20 protein-coding genes are annotated in these 22,592 nt (G+C 44.5%); 9 read left to right on the forward strand and 11 right to left on the reverse strand.

The features are described 5' to 3' along the window. Positions 1-118: 118 nt before the first annotated feature. Positions 119-1,210, forward strand: a complete 1,092-nt coding sequence (gene ychF, locus AC0IXI_RS13755) for a redox-regulated ATPase YchF (protein WP_064518423.1) — start codon at positions 119-121, stop codon at positions 1,208-1,210. Positions 1,211-1,509: 299 nt separating this feature from the next. Here ychF and AC0IXI_RS13760 read toward each other — a convergent pair whose 3' ends face one another. The 5 genes from AC0IXI_RS13760 to AC0IXI_RS13780 form a co-directional block, all read right to left on the reverse strand. Continuing rightward, complete coding sequence (locus AC0IXI_RS13760; protein ID WP_471682605.1) at positions 1,510-3,183, reverse strand: DnaJ-like cysteine-rich domain-containing protein; 1,674 nt, start codon at positions 3,181-3,183, stop codon at positions 1,510-1,512. Positions 3,184-3,266: 83 nt separating this feature from the next. Continuing rightward, positions 3,267-3,554 carry a hypothetical protein gene (locus AC0IXI_RS13765; RefSeq protein WP_154150063.1) on the reverse strand — a complete coding sequence of 96 codons (288 nt, stop codon included), beginning with the start codon at positions 3,552-3,554 and terminating at the stop codon, positions 3,267-3,269. A gap of 23 nt (positions 3,555-3,577) precedes the next feature. Further along, positions 3,578-5,272 carry a hypothetical protein gene (locus tag AC0IXI_RS13770; protein WP_471682606.1) on the reverse strand — a complete coding sequence of 565 codons (1,695 nt, stop codon included), beginning with the start codon at positions 5,270-5,272 and terminating at the stop codon, positions 3,578-3,580. Next, entirely contained in the window at positions 5,269-6,009 is a 741-nt protein-coding gene (locus AC0IXI_RS13775; RefSeq protein ID WP_471682607.1) for a hypothetical protein, read from the reverse strand. The genes AC0IXI_RS13770 and AC0IXI_RS13775 overlap by 4 nt, the downstream gene beginning before the upstream one ends. Before the next feature lie 646 nt (positions 6,010-6,655). Further along, on the reverse strand, positions 6,656-7,561 hold the full coding sequence (locus tag AC0IXI_RS13780) for a LysR substrate-binding domain-containing protein (RefSeq protein WP_471682608.1): 906 nt from the start codon (positions 7,559-7,561) through the stop codon (positions 6,656-6,658). Positions 7,562-7,670: 109 nt separating this feature from the next. On the opposite strand from AC0IXI_RS13780, the gene AC0IXI_RS13785 reads away from it, so the two are divergent. After that, positions 7,671-8,252: a nuclear transport factor 2 family protein gene (locus tag AC0IXI_RS13785; RefSeq protein WP_134183015.1), complete on the forward strand. Its 582-nt coding sequence runs from the start codon at positions 7,671-7,673 to the stop codon at positions 8,250-8,252. A 92-nt stretch (positions 8,253-8,344) separates the two neighbouring features. Here the strand turns inward: AC0IXI_RS13785 and AC0IXI_RS13790 are convergent, their stop codons facing one another. Both AC0IXI_RS13790 and AC0IXI_RS13795 read right to left on the reverse strand, forming a co-directional pair. Continuing rightward, positions 8,345-9,376 carry a methionine synthase gene (locus AC0IXI_RS13790; RefSeq protein ID WP_134183017.1) on the reverse strand — a complete coding sequence of 344 codons (1,032 nt, stop codon included), beginning with the start codon at positions 9,374-9,376 and terminating at the stop codon, positions 8,345-8,347. A 27-nt stretch (positions 9,377-9,403) separates the two neighbouring features. Then, positions 9,404-10,381, reverse strand: a complete 978-nt coding sequence (locus tag AC0IXI_RS13795; RefSeq protein ID WP_422568758.1) for a DUF1852 domain-containing protein — start codon at positions 10,379-10,381, stop codon at positions 9,404-9,406. Positions 10,382-10,555: 174 nt separating this feature from the next. Between AC0IXI_RS13795 and AC0IXI_RS13800 the strand changes: the two genes are divergently transcribed. Continuing rightward, positions 10,556-11,038 (forward strand): hypothetical protein, encoded by a 483-nt coding sequence (locus AC0IXI_RS13800; RefSeq protein WP_424222917.1) that lies wholly within the window; start codon positions 10,556-10,558, stop codon positions 11,036-11,038. 43 nt (positions 11,039-11,081) lie between these two features. Here the strand turns inward: AC0IXI_RS13800 and AC0IXI_RS13805 are convergent, their stop codons facing one another. Then, entirely contained in the window at positions 11,082-11,492 is a 411-nt protein-coding gene (locus AC0IXI_RS13805; RefSeq protein WP_064518404.1) for an ASCH domain-containing protein, read from the reverse strand. 107 nt (positions 11,493-11,599) lie between these two features. Next, complete coding sequence (locus AC0IXI_RS13810) at positions 11,600-12,535, reverse strand: LysR family transcriptional regulator (RefSeq protein ID WP_134183020.1); 936 nt, start codon at positions 12,533-12,535, stop codon at positions 11,600-11,602. Positions 12,536-12,633: 98 nt separating this feature from the next. Between AC0IXI_RS13810 and AC0IXI_RS13815 the strand changes: the two genes are divergently transcribed. Together AC0IXI_RS13815 and AC0IXI_RS13820 are read left to right on the forward strand one after the other, a co-directional pair. Further along, complete coding sequence (locus tag AC0IXI_RS13815) at positions 12,634-13,068, forward strand: DMT family transporter (protein WP_134183022.1); 435 nt, start codon at positions 12,634-12,636, stop codon at positions 13,066-13,068. A 9-nt stretch (positions 13,069-13,077) separates the two neighbouring features. After that, the gene (locus tag AC0IXI_RS13820; RefSeq protein ID WP_134183024.1) at positions 13,078-13,551 is read left to right on the forward strand and encodes a DMT family transporter; all 474 of its coding nucleotides are present in this window, start codon (positions 13,078-13,080) and stop codon (positions 13,549-13,551) included. Positions 13,552-13,665: 114 nt separating this feature from the next. Here the strand turns inward: AC0IXI_RS13820 and AC0IXI_RS13825 are convergent, their stop codons facing one another. After that, positions 13,666-15,120, reverse strand: a complete 1,455-nt coding sequence (locus AC0IXI_RS13825; protein ID WP_134183026.1) for an APC family permease — start codon at positions 15,118-15,120, stop codon at positions 13,666-13,668. Positions 15,121-15,784: 664 nt separating this feature from the next. Here AC0IXI_RS13825 and AC0IXI_RS13830 point away from each other — a divergent pair. From AC0IXI_RS13830 to AC0IXI_RS13845, 4 genes are all read left to right on the forward strand, one after another. Continuing rightward, complete coding sequence (locus tag AC0IXI_RS13830; protein WP_471682609.1) at positions 15,785-17,752, forward strand: EAL domain-containing protein; 1,968 nt, start codon at positions 15,785-15,787, stop codon at positions 17,750-17,752. 358 nt (positions 17,753-18,110) lie between these two features. Beyond that, complete coding sequence (locus AC0IXI_RS13835; RefSeq protein WP_471682610.1) at positions 18,111-20,339, forward strand: EAL domain-containing protein; 2,229 nt, start codon at positions 18,111-18,113, stop codon at positions 20,337-20,339. After that, a complete protein-coding gene (locus AC0IXI_RS13840) occupies positions 20,327-21,244 on the forward strand; it encodes an amino acid ABC transporter substrate-binding protein (RefSeq protein WP_134183031.1) in 918 nt (305 codons plus the stop codon). Before AC0IXI_RS13835 ends, AC0IXI_RS13840 begins: the two co-directional genes overlap by 13 nt. Positions 21,245-21,299: 55 nt before the next feature. Continuing rightward, positions 21,300-22,184 (forward strand): transporter substrate-binding domain-containing protein, encoded by an 885-nt coding sequence (locus AC0IXI_RS13845; protein WP_471682611.1) that lies wholly within the window; start codon positions 21,300-21,302, stop codon positions 22,182-22,184. Between the two features lie 71 nt (positions 22,185-22,255). Here AC0IXI_RS13845 and AC0IXI_RS13850 read toward each other — a convergent pair whose 3' ends face one another. Beyond that, positions 22,256-22,570 carry a hypothetical protein gene (locus AC0IXI_RS13850; protein WP_064518387.1) on the reverse strand — a complete coding sequence of 105 codons (315 nt, stop codon included), beginning with the start codon at positions 22,568-22,570 and terminating at the stop codon, positions 22,256-22,258. Positions 22,571-22,592 lie beyond the last annotated feature (22 nt).

Genomic DNA, 22,592 nt, shown 5'->3' on the forward strand with positions numbered 1-22,592 from the left:
CGAGGATTTCTGCGCCCGTTATATGCTGTTTGCGTGTATAATGTGGAAAGTTATGATCATTTTATCAATGAGACACCATCAACTCATTGAATATCAAGTAATTAAGGTAAATTAAACCATGGGATTCAAATGCGGTATCGTCGGCTTGCCGAACGTTGGTAAATCAACCCTGTTCAACGCGCTCACCAAAGCGGGAATCGAAGCAGCAAACTTCCCGTTCTGTACTATTGAGCCGAACACTGGTGTGGTACCAATGCCGGACCCACGTCTGGATAAACTGGCCGAAATTGTTAAACCACAGCGCATCCTGCCTACTACCATGGAATTCGTCGATATCGCCGGTCTGGTAAAAGGCGCTTCCAAAGGTGAAGGCCTGGGCAACCAGTTCCTGACCAACATTCGTGAAACCGAAGCTATCGGCCACGTGGTGCGTTGTTTTGAAAACGACAACATCATTCATGTAAATAACAAAGTCGACCCGGCTGACGATATCGAAGTTATCAATACCGAACTCGCCCTGTCTGACCTCGATACCTGCGAACGCGCGATCCATCGCGTGCAGAAGAAAGCTAAAGGCGGCGATAAAGACGCAAAAGCTGAATTGGCTGCGCTGGAAAAATGTCTGCCACAGCTTGAGAACGCCGGTATGTTGCGTGCGCTTCCTCTGACTGAAGAAGACAAAGCAGCTATCAAATACCTGAGCTTCCTGACGCTGAAACCAACTATGTACATCGCAAACGTCAACGAAGACGGTTACGAGAACAACCCTTACCTCGACAAAGTGCGTGAAATTGCCGCCGCCGAAGGTTCTGTGGTTGTTGCAGTGTGTGCCGCTGTTGAGTCTGACATTGCTGAACTCGACGATGCTGACCGTGATGAATTCATGGCAGAAATGGGCCTGGAAGAACCAGGTCTGAACCGCGTAATCCGCGCGGGTTACGAGCTGCTGAACCTGCAAACTTACTTCACCGCTGGCGTGAAAGAAGTACGTGCATGGACTATCCCTGTTGGCGCAACCGCTCCACAAGCCGCAGGTAAAATCCACACTGACTTCGAAAAAGGCTTCATCCGTGCTCAGACCATCGCCTACGAAGACTTCATCACCTACAAAGGTGAACAAGGCGCGAAAGAAGCAGGCAAAATGCGGGCAGAAGGCAAAGACTACATCGTGAAAGATGGCGACGTAATGAACTTCCTGTTCAACGTCTAAAGTTTTGTTACCTCATGAGATTTCATTGAATCTCATGAGGACTGACAAGCACCATAAAATCCACGCAATTGCGTGGATTTTTGTTTTCACAACATCTCAAATCAATTCATGCAAGCGCAGTCAAAAATGAGTGGCTCTATGATTACACCCTTCTTCTATCTTGATTTTAATTGACTATGTTGTAGCAAAGTAAATTTGCCACGAGTAATCGGTGGGGGGACGGTCATCACAATTTGAAGCGACGAGATAAAGCTCAATCGTGGCCCCCTCTGCACCGCGGGAACCACAAGCCTATTCAACTACCTGATAAAATTAACCATCCAACTGATTAAATCCGTTAGCGGATATTGCCCGAAGAGCGAGCCATCTTGCGGCACCCAGATAGGGAAAAACAACAACAGGGAAAGGCTGAAAAGGCTTGTCATAAAAAAACTCACCAACCAGCCACTACGCAAAATATTTTGTTCAACCGCCCATGCCGCTAGATGCTGATTGACCCGCCAATAAACCCATCCCCTGCGCCATAGGTAGCCCAGCAAGGGCACAAGAAAGGCCACGATTCCAATAAACAGACCGCAATAGCGAACCAATACCTCTAAAGAGGACAATAAATTCTGCTGATTATCCCAGCGAGTGAATGGGGTGAGGTATACCCGTTCCGTCGCGTTATGGCTCGTCCAGATATTTCCAAAGGCCGTATAGAGCGGCATAAGCAAGTAGATAATAATAGTGCTGAAGATGGCCCATTTCACGACAGACCAATTTTGGATAGCTTTCATCACCGACTTCAGGCTGGTCAACGCCTCATCAAGGTAGGTTGTCGTCACCCCACGGTTAAGTGCTTCGCGGAGTGACTCACCGCTCTTACCTTTCCGGTTGGCATCCAACATCTCTTGGTGGGCTTCTGATTCCATAAACGTAGATACCGTTTTACGGCTAAACGCAGCAACCAGAGGGTTCAATAATTTCCCGCCGGAGGCCTGGTAGACAAGATTGTTCAGATCGCTTTTTAACATCAACTCAATAACATGGCCTGCATCCAGTATTTGCGGCTTAATGCCGTAAACAATCCAGAGAATGTTCCGATCGTCAGTTTGCGTCTGCGGTAATTGGCTATTAAATCTGGCAAATGGTATCTGCGCGTTAAATCGGAAATCAACGCTGCGAGAAACATCATCAATCTCTGAATTTGCCAACTCAACCGAGCCTAATTTCCCAAGCTCGGTAATACCCGCTTTGTAGAGACCATCCTTGATGAACGTTTGCACATCTTCACGGAAATAAATCAATTGATAGTTCGGCGTGGCAACACTATAAAGGCGCGTAATTCGGGTTGTTTCCCCCGTCCCCTCACAGGGTGAACACTGCTGATTGCCCGAACCACTACAATAGTGACAACGGACACTGCCACCACCACCACAGTTATGACAACTGTGGTAATAACTTTCGACACGGTTCTGCTTAGCGTAGTGATCGTAATAACTACGTTGACCTAATACTTGCCCACTGCCTCCGCAGCCTGTACAGGTCCCTCGACCTGAACCATAGCACCGGGTGCAATTGACCTTCCCACGGCCATTACAGGTATTGCAGTTTTCTGTTAAACACAGGCGCTCCGGGTGAGAATAAATCACCGCCTCTTTTTTTACCGCACCATAAGGTTGCATAAGTACCCATTCACGGGCCTCTCGAAGCGTTTCTTTACGAGATAGAACAGCGCTAGTTTCAGCTTGTAGGGCACTTTTATACTGAAAGGCTTGGTAAAAAACATGAATGCCGTTTCCAGCGGGGACGCGACCCGCCTGATATTGGTCTTCTTGCTTCAGCCTGAAATATAGACTTAAGTTAATCTGGCAGTCGAAATCAATTTTCTCGACTAATGTTAAATCAAGTTTATTCGGTTGTAGTCTGGTAGAACGCTCAACAAACTCCTGTATTGTCTCAGAGCAACAACTTACCCACGCCTCTTTCATTTTCACTCCCTAAATGCAACAGCATTTAGTAACATCCGTTTTAAAGCGACGACAATGGCAGGAGTTATCCTGCCATTGTCCACTCAGTCCTTTTGAATAATCAGGCTTGAATAGGTTGTTGATTTGGTCGGATCTGTTGGAGAAAGAGTTCCCATTTGATCGGTTACTTGCACAATCTTCCATCCCTGTTTTGCCAGTTCTGGAATTGTCCCTTTTACGCCGCCACCACAGGTGAAAATAGTATTGTCATCGAGGGTCTTTTGATTGTTTGATAAGGCTTTAACCTCTGGGGAACCACAAACATGCGCGTCTCCGGCATAAACCGATGCGCTCATTCCTAGCAAAGCAATAACTAATAATGTCTTATTCATTTCAACCTCTTCTTTTTAGCAATTTATTCCCGGTCGGGAAGTGAGTTTTCGTGGGTGGCATATCCAAAATCAAAGCCTCTCAGGAGGGTTTCTCGCAGGTATTGATTCATCGGATAACTGTAGCTTTGCCCTATGCTTACCGCGTGAACAACTTGTAATAGAGCCCCACCTCGCAAAAATAAAGGCTCGTCTGTAATCGTGATTTCAGCTCCACGCAACGCGTTTTTTAAATCCTGATAAGCCGGTGAAACGGTGATGCTGTTATTCATGTAGTTAAACATCACCAGCAGCGCTGAAATTAGCGCTACCGGGAAAACTAAAGGATGGCGATTTAGCAACTGTACTGCATGCCAGGATCTCTTGGTTAAAATAGTGGCCGTCAGTGGAACGAGTAATAAATAGAGCAGTTTTGCCAGATGAGTGAGTGCCCCCATCAGAGAAAAAATCAACGCAATAGGTGGCACAATCGCGGCACGTGCAGCATCTTCTCCCTGTTTTTCATTTTCTCCACCAACGCTATAACTTGATAATGAAGCCTGCAGCCTGGGTAATTGTTCTTTCACAGCCTCATCAAGATGGGGAGTATGCAGCTCAAGGGAAAAAAGCTTTAACCCGTCATTTTTTGGGTATTGCGCACGTACGAGCGTGCCAGCCGGGAGCAATAACTTCTCGCGCAATGATTTTTGCACGACGTTCTGGCGGAAAAAATCGTCCCAGTCGAGACGCTTGGGAATGGTGACCCCGTTAAATACAACAGTTCGCTTGGCGAGATATTGCTGTCGGACGGTTTTCACCACCGCATCGTTGAAGCCGGAACGATCTGACGGCGACCAGCCATTGGTGACAGGCACCCCCTGGCTACGGACATGGTTACGAACACTGGCGTAATAGCGTCTTGGGACATTCCAGGTTTTAAGCCCTTTGGCGCTCAGTGAACGTTCATATCGTTGCCAGGCTTTATTCTGTTCACGAAGGATCGGCCCACTGATATCCATATCATCGTTGTAATAGGCAACATATTGTTTATGGACGGCTTCACGAGCCTGTAGCCATGCTTTGTAATAGCCCAGAACACCACCCTCTCTGGCGCTGATACTGTCGCGCAAATTCTGTTCCGCACTTCCTTTGAGTAACGCATGATAGCGATCAACAGAACTGAGCAGGATCGGCAGCATCGCCAGAAATGCTTTTCCTGACGGGCTGCTCCATGTTTGCACCTGACCACCGCTGCTATCAAGTGGAATGCCTTCCAGCGTCTGATGCCCATCAATCAAAGATTGCTGATAAAGTTGCGCCAGAAGCGACATCTGACGAAACTCACTCGTGCTCTTCGATACCTGACGTTCAATTACCCATTCCACGGCATGCCACGTTAATGCGCCCGTTGTCAGGCACAGCAAAAGCACCGCGCTTACGCTTGTTTTTGCCGACAGATAGATGTTTTTCTTCTTCAACCTGGCATTGCCCATTAGGGCAAACTGTAATACGAGCAGCGCTGCCGCGATTGCAGTTAATGACCGCCCATAACGTTCCATGTTGTGGACCTCTTCTGCGGTTGAAATACTGCCGACAAGGTCCAACAAACGAGAATTGAATGCCAATTCACAAATCAGATACGTCAGGGTAATACACGTCACAAGCCAGTTTTGCCAGGGAGGGAGAATCGAGCGTTTGATCCCATCTCGCCGCCCTTTTTCTTCCTGAGTCAGCACTGTCACGGCCTTACCTCCAGACTCGTTTGACGCGTTTTTGTCGGGCTATAAATTTCCGTAGGCAATGAATTGTCCAGCTCAGGCTGCGCGACCTTTGGTGGCAACGGGTCTACAGCTTTTGCTGGCGAGCGCTTGACCTGTTTTGTCGATTTTTCTGGTGACTGGGACTTGGGCTTACGGGTTGATTTGACCTTTTCGTTCAGGGCAGTTTTTTGCTTCTGAATAGGTAGCCGACTATGGTAAACCTCACCATGCTGCCAGTTGAACTGTTCAATACGATTGCCAGATGTGAAATTCAGTTGGAGCTTGTCCGCACTGGCCGTAATTTCCGGCCCGACATCGCATATTCCTGTAAATGCCCACTCCTGAGAACTCGTATTCTGCAGGTCTATCAGACGATATTGTGCCGGACAAGAGGGTATTGCCACTTTCAACAACAGCAGAGTATGCCCTTCGATATGATATTGATTAATGATCCTGGCCCAGCTCACACCTTCTAGCGGGCGCTCAATCATCAGATTGCTCCATTTCAGGCTATAACGGCCATTCAGCTCCCTTAATGCGCCTTTGGAACCATCAGCCAGCACAAACTGGCCAACCTCATTTCCCAAAACACTCGCCAGATCGGTTTTAAAAAGAACCTTGCCGTTTTTATCGTAACGGACAGAGCAGCCGTTTAACCCAAGAACTATCGTCAAAACCAATAAACTGCGAAGGGTTAAATTGCGAAGTGACACGCTCATCTTTATTCCCGTCTGTGATCATTTTTATGAATGCGAAGAAGCTACCAATGGCGACATTGATAACTTTTGATAGTGGTACTCAAGTTCACTTTATTGTGTTTAGTAATTTATCTTCGCTCAGGCAGGCCTTCCCTTTAATAATTTTGATTAAGGACAGATAAACCAAACAAGCCGACAACCATACAGATAAGGAGTAACTATGTTGCGAAGTTAACGATAATCAAAACAAAGCTAATCCAGAACAGCTCGATGATATAGATAATTGAGATAAAATTACCATTTCTACTTCTATACCCAAAACAATTCGACCTGCATCGAGGCGGCAAGGGAACGAACCCACCCGATGAGCCTACATAAGAAACTAATTCGGGTGAATGAGCGCAGCCAACAAAAATGCAGCCTGGAGTATGACAGATATATAGTCAATATCCAATTTCGGTAGTTATATATTGGGGGCAAACATTACAACTGATATCGATCTATTTTAGGCTAATTCTTTCCACGATTGTATTATCGATAAAGGCAACTACCAAATTTGGTGGTTTAAACAACCTTAATAATCGGCTGGAAACTTTTGAAATATATGCTTCACCATTCATTATGCAAAACTCAAAATAGTGTCTGACAATTTCATTTCATATCAAAGTCACTCGAACGCCCCTGGATATATATTGCATCCAGTTCGAGTGTGGTTGAGGTAGGCAAGCACGGCGGCACTGGGTTCGTCTTTACGACTAACCATCATCAAATTAGCCGCCAGCTCCTTCGAATCAAGAACCCTATACACCACCCCGGGAATCGCCACCTGTGCTAATGGTGCTGGGACCAGGGCGATACCCAACCCGGCTCCGGCCATGGCGAGCACACTCAGTGAACTGGATATCCGATAAGCAATATGCAAAGAGTCGCCAAGCAGTTTACCGAGTTGCGTATCCAGTTGTGAATCCATGTCATTGATTGCGTAAATAATCAAAGGTTCATGGGCCAGCATATCTACCGTCAGACTCTCTTTACCGGCGAATCTGTGCTCGCTGGACATCACCACAACCCGCCCCCATTCGCCCACAGACTCGTAGACAAGAGTTGATTCATGATCCGGGTAGTAATCAGGCATATAGCCCACATCCAGCGTCCCGTTCTGAATGGCTTCCTTTTGAAGCTGTGGCGCAAGCTCCTGGCAGATTATTTCAGCGTCCGGGTATGCCTGATGAAAAGATCGCACATCCTGCATCAGCCTTCCGCTGAAGACAGCATTACCGGCGAACCCTATCCGCACCCGGCCTGTTTCACCGCGAATAGAACGCTCCACGGCAAGCCGGGTATTTTCCACTTGCTCCAACGTGCGCGTGGCTTCTGCCTGCAAGAGCTTGCCGGCTTCGGTCAGTTCGACACGACGGCTGGTACGAATTAACAGTGGGCCACCCAGCTCCGCTTCAAGAGCTTTAATCTGCATGCTCAACGCGGGTTGAACTATGTTGAGCCGTTCTGCCGCCCGGCCAAAGTGCCGTTCTTCTGCGACGGCCAAAAAATACTTCAGGTGGCGTAAATCCATCAATGCTCCATTAATCATTAAAAATGATTAATAAGTAAAATCTATATATTTGAGGTTATCTTACTTTGCCTCCAAACTGAATCCAGTCAACTAAACAGGAACTAAAAATATGCAAAACCAACTTCAAGACCGCCAACAACTTAACGACCTTATGAATGGCTGGATGCACCGTGATTTAGGCGAATGGGATCAGTTACGCGACTTGTTCCACCCTGACGGCACGATTGAAATCACCTGGTTTGAAGGCTTGGGAAGCGATTTTGTTGATGGTTCAATGCGTATGGGTGCTTCCGACTTGCGTACCAAGCATCTCATTGCTTCACCTGCTATTACCTTTAATGAAGCCGGAGATAAAGCAATTCTGGAAACCAATGCCATCATCCTCGCTGAGAACGTAAAACTGAACATTGGTTGTGAGTGTCATAACCGTTTTTACGACCTGGCAGAAAAACGAGATGGAGTGTGGAAGTTGTTCCACCGTCAGAGTGTTTACGATATCGGCACCTTCACCTTCCCTTTAGGTCCTGTGGAAATTGACCAGGCGGTTGTGACGAAGTATCCGCGTGAATATGCAGCACTGGCCTATTTACTAGAGCAGAGCGGTTTCCCACTTAGCCGCGTATTTGCCACCCGCGGCAGCGAACTGGAAGCAAAAATGAAAGTTGAAGGTAAGCGCTGGTTGGCTGCCTGATCCAGACTCAAGAAGAGGTGAGCATATCACCTCTATCCAAGTGCCTAAATTCAGTGTATCACTCCACTTCAATGACCTAATATTTACCGAAGTTATTTGTTTAAGAGTTCTCTACGTACAATTTCCGCGCCTGCACTTAATGCACTTAACTTGCCTCTTGCGACCTGGCGAGATAACGGGGTCATGCCGCAGTTAGTGCTTGGATAAAGCTTGTCTGCATCTACAAATTGCAGTGCTTTTCGTAGCGTGTTAGCGACTTCCTCTGGTGTCTCAATGATATTGGTTGCCACATCAATGGCCCCGACCATGACTTTTTTGCCCCGGATGAGTTCAATGAGATCCATTGGAACACGAGAGTTTTGACATTCAAGCGAAATGATATCGATATTAGAGGCCTGCAGCTTCGGGAAAAACTCTTCATATTGCCGCCATTCCGAGCCCAATGTCTTTTTCCAGTCTGTATTGGCTTTAATGCCATAGCCGTAGCAAATATGTACGGCAGTTTCACATTTAAGCCCTTCAATTGCTCTTTCTAAAGCGGCAATCCCCCAGTCATTCACCTCGTCAAAAAACACATTAAATGCCGGTTCATCAAACTGGATAATATCGACCCCAGCAGCCTCTAATTCTCTGGCTTCTTGATTAAGAATTGTGGCAAATTCCCAGGCCAGCTTTTCACGACTTTTATAATGGCTATCATAAAGCGTATCGATCATGGTCATCGGACCTGGCAGCGCCCATTTAATAGGTTGGCTGGTTTGCTGGCGTAAGAATTTGGCATCTTCAACAAACACAGGCTTCTGGCGGGATACAGGGCCAACAACCGTAGGAACGCTGGCATCATAGCGATTGCGAATTCTAACTGTTTCACGTTTTTCAAAATCAACGCCACTGAGGTGCTCAATAAACGTAGTGACAAAATGTTGGCGCGTTTGCTCGCCATCACTGACGATATCAATACCGGCCTGTAGCTGATCTTGCAGGCACAAACGCAGAGCATCTTGCTTGCCGTCAATTAATTCATTGCCCTGCAATTTCCACGGTGACCAAAGTGTCTCAGGTTGTGCAAGCCAGGAAGGTTTCGGTAAACTACCCGCAGTCGACGTCGGTAATAATATTTTCATAATAGATGACCTTATATTTTTAGTTAATCAAAGAACGTAGTTAGCGGACCATTGCTCAAGGAGAGTTCGGTATGGTTTGATGAAGTTCTCTTCTGTAAACCTGCCCTGTTCAATCGCTAAATGGCTGCGTTCTTCTCGATCATAAACAATTTGAGTTAATGAATAATCCTGTTGATTCAAGCTAGGTTGATACTCTTTTCCTGCTACAGAATTAGCATTATAAATTTCAGGACGATAAATCTTTTGAAAGGTTTCCATCGTACTAATGGTACCCGTCAGTTCAAGATCCGTGTAATCGCCAGTTAAATCACCTACAAAATAGAAAGCCAGCGGCGCAACACTATTTGGCGGCATAAAATAGCGAGCCTGTAAGCCCATTTTATTGAAATAGTGGTCGGTCATAGAGAGTTCATTTTGTTGGTACTCGACACCCAATACAGGATGCTGATTTTCAGTGCGGTGGTAAGTGTTTTTACTGGACACGCTTAAACATATAACCGGTGGTTTCTTAAAGCGCTCTGTGTAAGCACTTGAGTTAATGAAGCATTTGAATATGTTGCCATGCAAATCACCAAAATTATCTGGCGTGCTAAAACCGGCCTTATTCTTGTTATGGTCTAACAGCAATACGCTAAAATCGTAATCTCGTACATAAGAGGAAAAGTTATTCCCCACAATGCCTTCAATACGCGCGTTAGTTTTTTGATCGACAATATTTGTTTTCAATATTTCAATCACCGGGAAGGTATCGCCCTTTCCTTCAACATCCATCCCAACGGAAATGATTTCAAGTTCGATGCAATACCGGTCCCCTGCAGGGTTATCGGAAGGCGCAAGAGAATTGAAACGATCATCAATCATCTTTAAGGTATTGCGCAAATTCTGCTGGCGCTGACTTCCTCTGGCTAAATTAGCGAAGTTAGTCGTAATGCGTGTATTTTCAGATGGATTGTAATTCTCATCGAAAGAAAGGCTTTTAATAGTAAAGGTAAATTCTTTATTCATCGCGATGGTTTCCTGATTTCTGATAAAACCTGAATTTATTTTTGCTTTTTCAGCATTACCAAATTTCTTTTCAGGTTATTTATTCAGTAGTTTTCATATTGTCTGTAGCGAATTGCAGTAGGTAATTTATGCCAGAGTCATTGATTGAGGAAAAGTGATTAAATTTCAGCGAACATGAATTATCTTCATGTTGAGGTGAATGGTTATAGTCGATATCAGGAAAGTAGCCCCCTTCTCATAGGATTCATCGCTGGAATCCAGCGGCCTGGAGCGGTTAACTGGGTAGACCTGGACAAAGTTAAAAGAAATGAAATTTATTCTGCTTTAATTTTATCAAGAGCAGGAAAAATGAAAAACGGCAGCTATAGCCCAACCTTAAACCTCTGGAGACCCGATTTTGGTCTTGAGGATGTCCCTGATGTGAGGGCATACTGCGCAGCCCTTCGGCCTGGTAACGCAAAACTACTGCTCCGGTATCAGGTACAACAACTCAACACCAATGAATATGCTCTGTGCACAGAGACATTCATATACTGCCCTGATCGAGCGACACAGCTAAAAATGGCCGGATACTGGCTGGCAATCAGACTTGGAAGCGGCTTGATCAGGCAAAGGACACTGACGGCGGTAAAGCATGAGCTCGAAAAAGTGAGCTAACAGCTACTATTTCAAATGCAAATGAACCTTAGCCTCGCTCAAATTATAGAATTTCAATCAACTTAAACTCTTCTGCAACAAGTTCCATATCATCAGAATAATAGCCTTCCCGGGTGAAAAACGCTTTATGCTCTTTCCTCCAATATTCAAGGCTCATATCCCCCTCACCTTCTTTTCTGGCAAATTCTTCAGTTATGTCAGAAAAACACATCAGGCTCATCGAAATTATTCTGATAACACATACCGGGGCACCTTCTCCATTGAGAACAATATTATAACTGCCTATTTTTGGGGAAGGTTCTTCCGACAGAAAAGAGGAAAGAGAACCACATGACGCAGTTTTAATTCCTTTCAAGACTAAGTCGGCAAGCTCGTTTGCCATATCAGGATTGTCACCAAAGGACCACGCCGGTGCTCCCGGATATTTCGTCTTCAATCTTTCAATCACACTCATTATAAGGTCCCTTACCAGATTCAGTTAATTCAGGTTTCCATAACCCGGTTATTGTTCGTGTCTTTATTCACCTAAGGGAACTATATCCCAACTTTTGTCGCAAAATCTCAGTCGAACTGCCAGTAAAGCGGCGTGCCATAAACCTCTACGAAATAATCAATGACTGCCCGAACATTAAGCGGGGGATGGCGCGCGTTGGGATAGATAGCTGCGATATGCTGTGGCTCGGTATTGATCGCGGCCTCAAATCCCTCCATCAATCTGACAAGGTCACCTTTTTTAAGACTGTCACCAATAAGCCAGTCGGGAAATAACACCATTCCCATGCCGCTAAGTGCGCTGGTAAGAAGAGATTCAGCATTGTTGGAGGTCAGTAACGCAGTAATGGGATAGTGAGTCCAGGAGCCAGCAGGTTCCCTGAACAACCATCGGTTAGGACCCGATGACCCTCTGTAAACCAGGCATTTATGGTCATTCAGTTGGGCTGGGAATTCCAGTTTTCCAAATTTTTTTATATAGCCGGGAGAAGCGACCAGATGATAGCGCTGAGTTCCAAATACGCGTGCGTGGAAAGAAGAATCCGTCAGCGTGCCGATTCTGAAAATTACATCTGAGGCATCCCTGAGAGGATCGATGTAATCATCAGTCTGCGTCAGTTCAATCAGCAATCGGGGATAGCGAGCTGAAAGTTCGCTAAGCCAGGGGGCAATATGACGCTGGCCAAAAAATACAGGCGCATTAATCCTTATCAGCCCTGCAGGTTCAAGGGCTCTATCCTGCATCTCTTTTCGGGCTTCGCTCAGTTGCTCAGTCATGGTACGGGCATAGCTAATAAATAACCGCCCAGCTTCAGTGGGAATAACTGCTCGGGTATTTCGATAAAAAAGCTGCTGACCGAGCGCGTCCTCCAGTTGAAGGATGACACGTGAAATCATTGATACTGAAACCCCTTCACGCCGTGCTACGACTGAAAAGCTTTGGGTATCAAAGACACCGATAAAAAATAACAGTGTGCGAAAATTTATGGCGCTTGGGTCGTACATTATCCCGCCTTCTGCAAAGGTGTTTCCTGGATTATACCGTTTTTCATTACACTTCACTGCTATAGGATTCTCCACCTCAACCATTGGAGACTGTTTTAATGCAGCTTTTATTTATATTACTCGTCGTTGCAGGCGGGATGGGGCTATCCGTAGAAGCCGGATTGTTAGGACCACTGGGCAGCGAAGTCGGAGACTTATGGGCAACCTTCAGTATTTTCGGAGTCGGAGCTGCGCTGACATTCTTGTTAATGCTGTTCTTTAGTCCACGAAACAGCCCTTCCTTCTTTACCCAACCATCATGGACTCTGCTGGGCGGCATACTGGGCCCTGTGTATGTCGTGATCCTCACCATTGCCGTTCCCACTATTGGTATTGCGATGACCATGATTGGTATTTTGGCAGGGCAGGTCTCCAAAAGTCTGGTCATTGACCATTACGGGCTGTTTGGTTCTTCTCATCGAAAAATTGACAGTAAGCGTATTATCGCGCTGATTTTTATTATTGCCGCCCTATTCCTCATGGCAAAGGGCTGAGGTGAACTCGTGAATATATTAATGATCATTTTAGCTGTCGTTGGCGGTGCGTTTCTTAGTATGCAGGCTGCAATTAATGGCAAGTTGGGTAGCAATGTTGGAGTATTTCGCAGCGCATTTCTGACTTTTTCAGTTGGCGCACTGGTGACTGCCCTGCTCATTTTCTTCTTCGAACCAAAGCATGCTGTGACCTTGCTGGATGTGCCGAAATGGCAATTGCTTGGCGCTCTTTGTGGTGTTCCTTACATTGTCATTATGGTTCTGGCTGTTCAGCGAATTGGAGCGGCTGTTGCTACTGTTGCGGTTATCTTTGGCCAACTGGCAATGAGCATGCTCATTGATAATTTTGGCTGGTTAGGAAATGAAGCGATTCACTTTTCTGGGACGCGCCTTGGTGCAGTAGTCTGCCTGGGAATAGCGCTTTTCTTTATTTACTCCAGTAATAAAGCCAATGCAATGCCCGTGAAAAACATCGCCAACTGAATGGTAGCTATCGGCAGATCCATTACATTGAAATAACAGGATTTAACATTTAGACGGTCACCACAAAATCATAACCGGATTGTGGTGACCGCAGATTAACACTGCATCAGGTTATTAACTGCTCCGCACGGCTGGCTTCTGCCCACGGGTATGTCGCCTTGCCAGAAGTGGGAAAATGAACCCCAGCCCAACCAGCACTACTGGTGTGGCAATGTTAAGCGACAACTGGAAAATCCACTCAGGCGTAAATGCATCCAGCTTTTTCGGGAAAATCCCCGTCAGGCAGGCAAAAGCCGTAAAAGCAAAACACCAGATACCAACGGTGAGTGCCAGCTTGCGATTTCGGATAAAAACATACTCTGGTGAGTATTTCTCCGCGAGGCGTAGTACCGCAATAAAGGCCACAAAGACCCATAGATAACGCAATGGCATAACCACGGAGTTAAGGTTCAGTAGCCATTTATACAGGTCGTTCATATCCCCGATACCCAGCGTTGGCAGCATTATCAAAATAGCAACCAGTACCAGTGTCATCAGATAGCCATTCACAGGCGTACCCGCATCATTTGTCCGGCATAGTTTCTGAGGAATATAGCGGGAGTCAGCGTCGCCCAGTAATACTTTCAGCGGCGCATCAATGGAGAATACCAGGGCGGCAATTTGACCAAGCGTGTTAGCCACCGCGTAGATAACCATTAACCAATTCCCCAGATGATAATATTCGCCCAGTTTCTGGAAGGCGTAGTATTGGCCATTCGTCATCAGGTCATCGGGAATATTATTCGAATCGAACATCATCCCCATCGCCAAAGAGCCAAGGATCGCGCAGACGGCCACCATCACGGCTAGTATTAGCATTCCACGGGGAAACTCACGGCCCGGGTTGCGGGTACTGTTGACATAAGGAGAGATTTTTTCCGCTCCACCGACAGCAAATACCAGCATCGAAATGGTCGTGATATAGGTGAAATCAATATGAGGGATGAATGTCTCCCATGTGATATTGGTCGTGGCAATATGCACCTCTGTGATGGCGGGTGCGGTTACTGCCATCACAACATACAGTAGTGACATGACAAACATGGCGATACCAGCAACCGATCCCACTATCTTCAGTGATTTCATTCCTCGGGAGGCCACCCACATAAACAGGACAAATAGCGCAAGCGTAATCCCCTGCAAGGCAACCACACTGTATTCTTTGATAAGCGAACCATCGCCATTAATGGCCCACCCCAGGGCTATCAAAATTGCCTGCGGTTTTTGCGCAAGATATGGAACATGCACCACCCAGTAAGTCCATGCAGCCAGATAAGCCAGACCAGGACCCATGGTATGTTTGATCCAGGTACTGACGCCCCCTTTACCATCTTTAAATGTTGCCCCCAGTTGCCCAACAATCAGCGCGTAGGGAATAAAGTAAAGTGCAAAAATAAACACCCAAGAGAAAATAACGACCAGCCCTTGGTTGGCATAGTTATTGACAACATTGCCAAACCCCCAGACGGTAATAAACGACATCAGCGCGATGTTGTACCATCGCAACTGTTTTTGCTCTGACTGCGCCATAAACGACATCCCTTAACTGTATATTTATTATTACTTGCAGTAATTTATTGACCGGGGGAATTATGCACATTAGTAGTGGGGATAATATAACTATATCGTGTGAAAGTTCGGCTCTCCGCACAATATATTTCAGTATCAAGGTTAGAAACAGCCCAACAGAGTAGAGGGACTGCCACTATGCCCAGCCTTTGTGGTTTTCTGTTAATCTTGATGCAGTGGATTGTGGCATAGCCAGACGCTCCAATTTTTTAACATATCTGTAAAAAACATAAAACATCAGGTGAATTTACTTCAAGTCATGATCAAAATTTAAATATAGGAATCTATCAAGAGCGTTGTTACCAAAGCCACCCATAAATAAATCATCCTGAATAAATGTGTATTTTTGGATAAGAAACACATCAGGTCGGATGACTGTTCAAACAATATAACGAATAATCAATAACCGCCTTGCTTAATTGGCACCAGTAATAAAATTCTATATCACCACCTGGCATATGGTGATATAGTAACTTTTGACACTGTAACAACAATAACAAATCAACCCACAATTAAGTAACGAATGAATTACACTATAACTAAAAGAAACGCGATTAGCATATTTCACCAAATAAAATTAAATTTCATTAACAATCGTATTTCACAAGCAGTCCTCAGTTGCACTATGGCAATTATGCCATTTTCTGTGTTACGAGGATTGGTTATTGTTGCAAGCACGTTATGTCTGAATTTTCATTGGGTTAAAACTTCAGCTTGGTTAGAAAACCTGCAACAAAGCATGTTGGTATTCCTTCCTATACTTTTAAATATCATTTTTTCTCTACAATGGGCTGTCAGATATCGTTTATCTATAATGCTCAGCATTTCTCTTAGCCTGACTGTATTACTTGGTATTACCGGTCTTGAGCATAACAATAATGAAGCTAACTTTTTTATTGGTGTAAGCCTGCCAGTCGCTCTATTGGCTGCGATCTTTACCAACTTAATTTTAGAAAAAAACATCAAGCTATTCCGTACCAATAGAATAAAATTTAACTGGATTTCAATAAAGACATTATTAACATTCATCAGTAAACTGCTTGCTCTGGTACTGGTTGGTCATCTCATTTTACATGCTAGTGATTGGCTGACTCAGGATATTTCCAAAGTAATATACCCTGATAACTTTACCCATGGACTTCTTTATGAGTTAGTGCGTGAAGGCACCTGGTTCTTTGGTGTGCATGGTATTTATATCTTCCAGGATATCGGTTTGAGATTATCGAATGAAACGATATCTAATATAGCTGCATGGAAAGCTGGCAAAGAATCATTAAATATATTAAGTGTTCCTTTTTATGAGACGTGGTGCGCATCTGGTGGCAGCGGAGGCACGCTTAGCCTCTTAATTTGTTTACTCATTAGCCGCAATCCTTCGAATCGACATTTAATCAACGTCTCCTTGCCTCTGGCCATCTTCAATATCAATGAGCCCCTCATCTTTGGTGTACCGGTAGTATTGAATCCGGTGATGTTTATCCCCTTCGTAATGACTCCTGCAGTGGATTACATCATTGCCTACTACGCTACCCTTTGGCACATTGTACCACCTCTTCAACAAATGGTAGGTTGGGCGACGCCTGCCATCATTAACGCCTGGTTGGGCACAAATGGCGCAATAAGTGCCGTGTTGTTCCAGATTTTTTTAATTTGTACCGGAATTGGGATTTACTGGCCTTTCCTGCGCTATATGGAAAAACGTGATTATAAAGAGATCACTCTGCCCTCTGGCAATACAAGCTTTGTTCCATTGAAAGGAAATCAGTTTCAATTACCTGTGCCTGGCTATCGTGAAGCTGAATCACCACATCATTATCTTTCCGAAGTAAATGAGTATATAGATGCAAGGCGTAATATTAATGACCTGCAGAACAGTGGTAATTTTGTATTATGGTATCAACCACAGATAACTGTTGATAGTCAGAAAATTGTAGCCATGGAAGTGTTACTTCGTCATCAAAGTGATGATGGGAAAATAACACCGCCCTACTTTTTAAAATATTATGAACGAATTGGTATGATGCCGGAGGTGGATTTTTGGGTACTTGAGAATGCTGTTGAAGCCATTCATCATGAACTATCTCGTTTTCCAGGCATGACACTTTCGGTGAATATTTCGCCACAAACATTACTTGATCCTAGTTTCCTAAGTCTGGTGAGTAAGTTATTGCGCAATCCGTTGCCATCAGGGTGGAAGTTAGAAATGGAGATTACTGAATCACAAAGAGTTAAAGAACCCGAGCAAATTATTGAGGTTCTCGCTGAACTACGGCGATTGGGTATTAAAATTGCTCTTGATGATTTTGGTTCAGGCTATTCCACATTGTCTTATTTAACACAATATCAGCTGGATAAAATCAAACTAGACCGTACGCTTGTGCTCGGATTAGCACGTGAAGGCGGTGAAGCATTTCTCCACCATGTTGTGCAACTTTGCAAAAGCTCAGGCAGTCAGGTATTGATTGAGGGTGTAGAAACAGATGAAGAACATCAAATAGTTAAGAACTGTGGTATCCATTTAGCACAAGGCTTCCTGTTTCATCGACCACAGCCCATTAACAAATTATGTAACCTTTTAGTAGTTAATGCTTAACTCTGTTCATCGTGAATAATGGATATTCTCATTTTCAAAAAATCTATTTTTTGGATATTTCGTTTGTTATGAGAAATTTAAAATATATGTGCAGAGTCATGGATATGTTAATGTTTATCGTTGACGCATTAATTAGCCAACTCTATACTCCGTGTTTTATAATAAACCTACGACCTGGCCGTACTAGCATGTCTTCTAAAAAGCATGACTCACTGGCAAGTTCACAATGCGCTAACATTGAAAAAATAACGCATTAACAAATATCGTCATATAAACCACAATTAAAATAATAGTTTATATAATTAAATATCCCTCTTGAGCCTTCTTTAGTCGCTTAAAAAAGAGTACGAATAGAAAAATGGTAGATAAAGAGCTCATTCAACATGAGGTTGTTCCTCCCTGTAAAAAGGATTCTAGCTTACGTGGGGAATATCACTGGTATCATTCGATTACTGGAAAAGTTGCTATCTACCTTATGTTGGGGATTCTAATTGCCTATGGAGTTGGCTCTGGGGCGGGCCTTTTCGAGGTTAACCGAATATCTCATGAACAATGGTTTAAACAGGCATCAACTAATTCGCAAATTACCAGTTATATCATCCGCAATATCTACACCTCAGTAACGGTAAAATCCAACCACGAAGGGCAGGTCATTTCCATCGAATCCGAACGCCCGCTCTGCGATGACGAGACCGTAATCCAGACAGGCTTTGATCCAGCCGATATGCTGACTCTGGTTTCAACACAAACCCATAATCCGACGTGGCTATTGCTGTACGACAAAAACAAGGGTTTTACCGACACTCAAACAGTGCAAAAAATTACCGCCGTTGACGACACCGCAAATGGTGCTGCACTAGAAAAGTATTACCAAGGCTTTGTCTCTATTGGTGGGAAAGAGTACTTCGTAGGCTCAATTCCCATCGTTAATCTTTCAGGCGAGTTGATCGGTGCAGTTGTCAGTAGCATTGGTGAGCGCAATGCCCTATTTGCTACTCATAATCAGTTGTTGAAAAATACCTTGTTGATGCTGATTTTAATCTTGGGTATTACGGTTGTTGTCGTTAATTGGTTAGTGCGTAATCTTTTCCGCCCGGTACCTCGCCTTGTGCAAGCAGTGACGTTGATAGCTGATGAGCAAACTGATCAGGTCACCCCGTTCCAGAATCAAGAAGATGAGATAGGTGAACTGGCAAAAGCGATTGAAAAACTACGCGTGGCAATGGTTGACCGCGGTTATCTACAACGCATGCAAGAGATGGCGCAAAAGATGGAGTACATGGCGCACCATGACTCTCTGACATTGCTGCCAAATAGAGTGGCTTACCGCAACTCCATCGACGATAGGCTAATAAGATTAAGAACTGAAGGCTGTATCTTCAATCTGCTATTGATAGACCTGGACAATTTCAAACCCGTCAATGACACCTATGGTCATGTCGTAGGTGATGAACTGCTGGTCGAATCTGCGACACGTCTAACGGACTTACTTAATGATGGGGATATGGCAATCCGTCTCGGTGGAGATGAATTTGCGATTCTTCAGCGGATTAACAAAGACTCGATTTCTGAAGCTGAAACATTGGCTAGAAGAGTTTTAGAGGCGCTCAACCAACCTTTCACCTGCAGCGGGCATACTTTCTCTATCAGTTGTAGCATTGGCATTTCCTGCGCACCTCGGCATGGTAATACCCGAGAAGATTTGTTCACTCACGCAGACCTTGCGCTCTATACATCCAAAAGTTTCGGGCGAAATTGCTTCCATTTCTATTCCCACGGAATGACGATGAATCCATCAAATAACCTGCTCTTTAGTCAGGAAATTGAAGATGGCATCAGAAATAATGAGTTCTTCCTTCATTATCAAAAAATTACCAGCCTCGGAAATTACGCCATCGACGGTTATGAAGCTCTGGTTCGCTGGCAACATCCGACTAGAGGCCTGCTACAACCACACCACTTTATTTCCGTCTCTGAAGATATTGGACTTATTACCAGGTTAGGTGAATGGCTGATCCGCAGCGCCTGTATGGACGCCGCTAACTGGCCAACGGCTAAAACAGTGGCGGTGAATGTCTCTCCACACCAACTGCGTAGTCCAAGAATACTGGACATCATTCGCAACGCATTACAAGAAAGTGGTTTAGATCCCGCGCGGCTGGAAATTGAAATTACTGGCTCTGAGCAACTCGATCGCGAAATTATCCTGCCGGCCCTGAATGCAATTCAGGCATTAGGCGTTGGCATTGTACTGGACGAATTTGGAACAGGTTTCGCCACACTGGACTACCTGATTATTTTCCCATTCAGCCACATTAAAATTGCTCGCTCTCTTATTGATGTACTCGACAAGTGCGAAGACAGCCAGGTGTTAGTAGGTATGCTGGTTCGTTACGCATTACAGCGCGGGTTGAAAGTCACCGCCAAAGGCGTTGAAACACAACAACAGTATGAGTTTTTAGCCTCCCTTGGTGGAGAAGAAATAACCGTTCAGGGATATTATTTTAGCCGGGCGGTAGAGAATGCCAGTGTCGTGGCAGAGCTGGAGCTGGAGCTGGAGAAAATGGAGAGCACATGCAATTTATAACCACTCATTTATATCGGACGCTATGTTCTCTGGCAGTAACCATGTTAATCAGTGTTGGCCTGCTGACACCTTCCGATAGCCGCGCCGATGACCTTTTATCACGTATCGTACAAACCAGGACTATCACGCTTAGTTACCAGACTGATGTATTTCCATTTTCATATGTTGAAGGTCATAAACCGCAAGGCTTCTCCATTGAAATATGCAATCGACTGGTCGATATGCTTAAGCAGGAGCTACAAATCCCGGCGTTGAAAATTCATTGGGTCCCTGTCACCACAGCAACTCAATTTTTAACCATTGAGAACAAAACTATCGATATGGGGTGCATTCCCACGATCTACACAGCGGAACGCCAAAAAATAGTGACGTTCTCGGAACCCTATTTTTTCTCCGCAACCCGTTATGTATCACGCAAAGAAGATCGGATTTCGGCTATCAGCGAGCTCAATGGCCATACCGTGTTGGTAAAAAGCGGCACCGTGTTTGTCAGACACATCCAGCAAGCTAATTCTGAGCATCAACTCTCACTGAATATTGATCTTGGAACCGACAATATTAAAGCTTTCTCCGCGCTTGAAAGCGGGCAAACACCCGCGATAGTCTCAAGCGATGTTCTGTTACTTGGGCAAATAGCACTTTCTGGACACCCCCAGGCTTTTGCTATATCGGCTGATACCCTTAGCCCACAACTGCCCATTGGTATGCCGATGCAAAAAGATAATGACCATTTTGCCGATCTGATTAACCACTCCATGAAGCGGCTGATGTTGAGCAAAGAGTTCATCAGCATTTATAATAAATGGTTTTTTGAGCCCATCATGCCTCAAGGGATTACTCTCAACTGGCCAATGCCACCTGAACTAAAACAGTCACTTTCCTCGACGGAACTTTATTCTTATTAGCTATTATTCGCTTGTACTCCACCGAGAAGATAGCGATCAACCATAAAAAAGATAAATGAAAAAGAAACACTTTCTTAACTACGTACTGAGCTTATTATTGTTTTGCTACGCCGTCCTTTTGAAGGCAGAGACGAACACGTCCACGCTGGAAAGAATATCTAGCCATAAAGTTGTTAATATTGGTTATCGTGATGCACCGCCCTACTCTTATAAAACTAGTGAGGGGCATGTGGTGGGTTATGTCATTGATTTATGCAAAGATGTAACTGAATCTATGAAAAAAGATCTGCATATTAAAGATTTGGTTGTTAATTTCATTCCAACACCAGTAACTATGCGTACCACCATGCTAAATCATAATATTATTGATATGGATTGCTCCGTTAATACGGATACAGTGAGTCGGGAAAACGTCGTTCTGTTTTCCCGTCATTACCTGTCCGTTTATACGCGATTTGGTTCATTTAAAGGAAATATTAGTTCCTATTCAGATTTAGCAGGCAGAACGATCAGCGTAGCAAAAGGTACAACTGATTTAATTAATATGAATAGCCTTAACCGTTTGCAGAAGCTTAACATTATGGTCTTTACTCAACCCACGATGAAAGGCGCATTTGCTGCGATGAGTAGCCATAAAAGCTACGCCACTGCGATGAATGAAGTTTCTCTAAGACAACTCATTGAAACTAGTGAAGATATGAAAGAATATCAGATATCTACACTGACATTAGGGACGCCGCAAGACTTAGGTATAATGCTGCGTCATAATGATATTGAACTAAAAAACCTTGTTGATAAGAATCTTGCTGCACGCTTCAATCGTAGCGATTTTAAGCAATTTTATGAGCAATGGTTTAACAGTAAGTTACCTGGGAAAAATATTAATCTACATCTCCCTCTTTCCACGGAAATGTATCACTACATTACTCGAAAGTCTTAACCCTATTCCGTAACTTCCCCGTAATAAAAAAGGGAGAAAGGTAACTTTCTCCCATAATACATCGATGCTAATTACATCAATTGTAGAAGCATGCAGAATGACATTCCGCACAATACACCATATAACAAATTATTCTGGGCCGTTTTACGTACGCGTTTTTGAGAATGGATGGTGACATCTTCCAGTCTTTTACGCACGTTACGAGATGCCTGAACATGGTGCGTTATTACATCTTTTGAACAGTGCCGGAACCTTGCGATATCATCCCGAATAAATTCATCAACAACGCCTTTATTAGCTTTGAGTTCGCGGACAATCCCTTCAAGCATTTTTTCCATGCCTTTTACCCGCAGGACAACATCTTCTTCCATTTCCAGTGACAGCATAATCCAAATCCATGATTAATAT

It is taken from the genome of Buttiauxella sp. AC038, assembly GCF_979253565.1.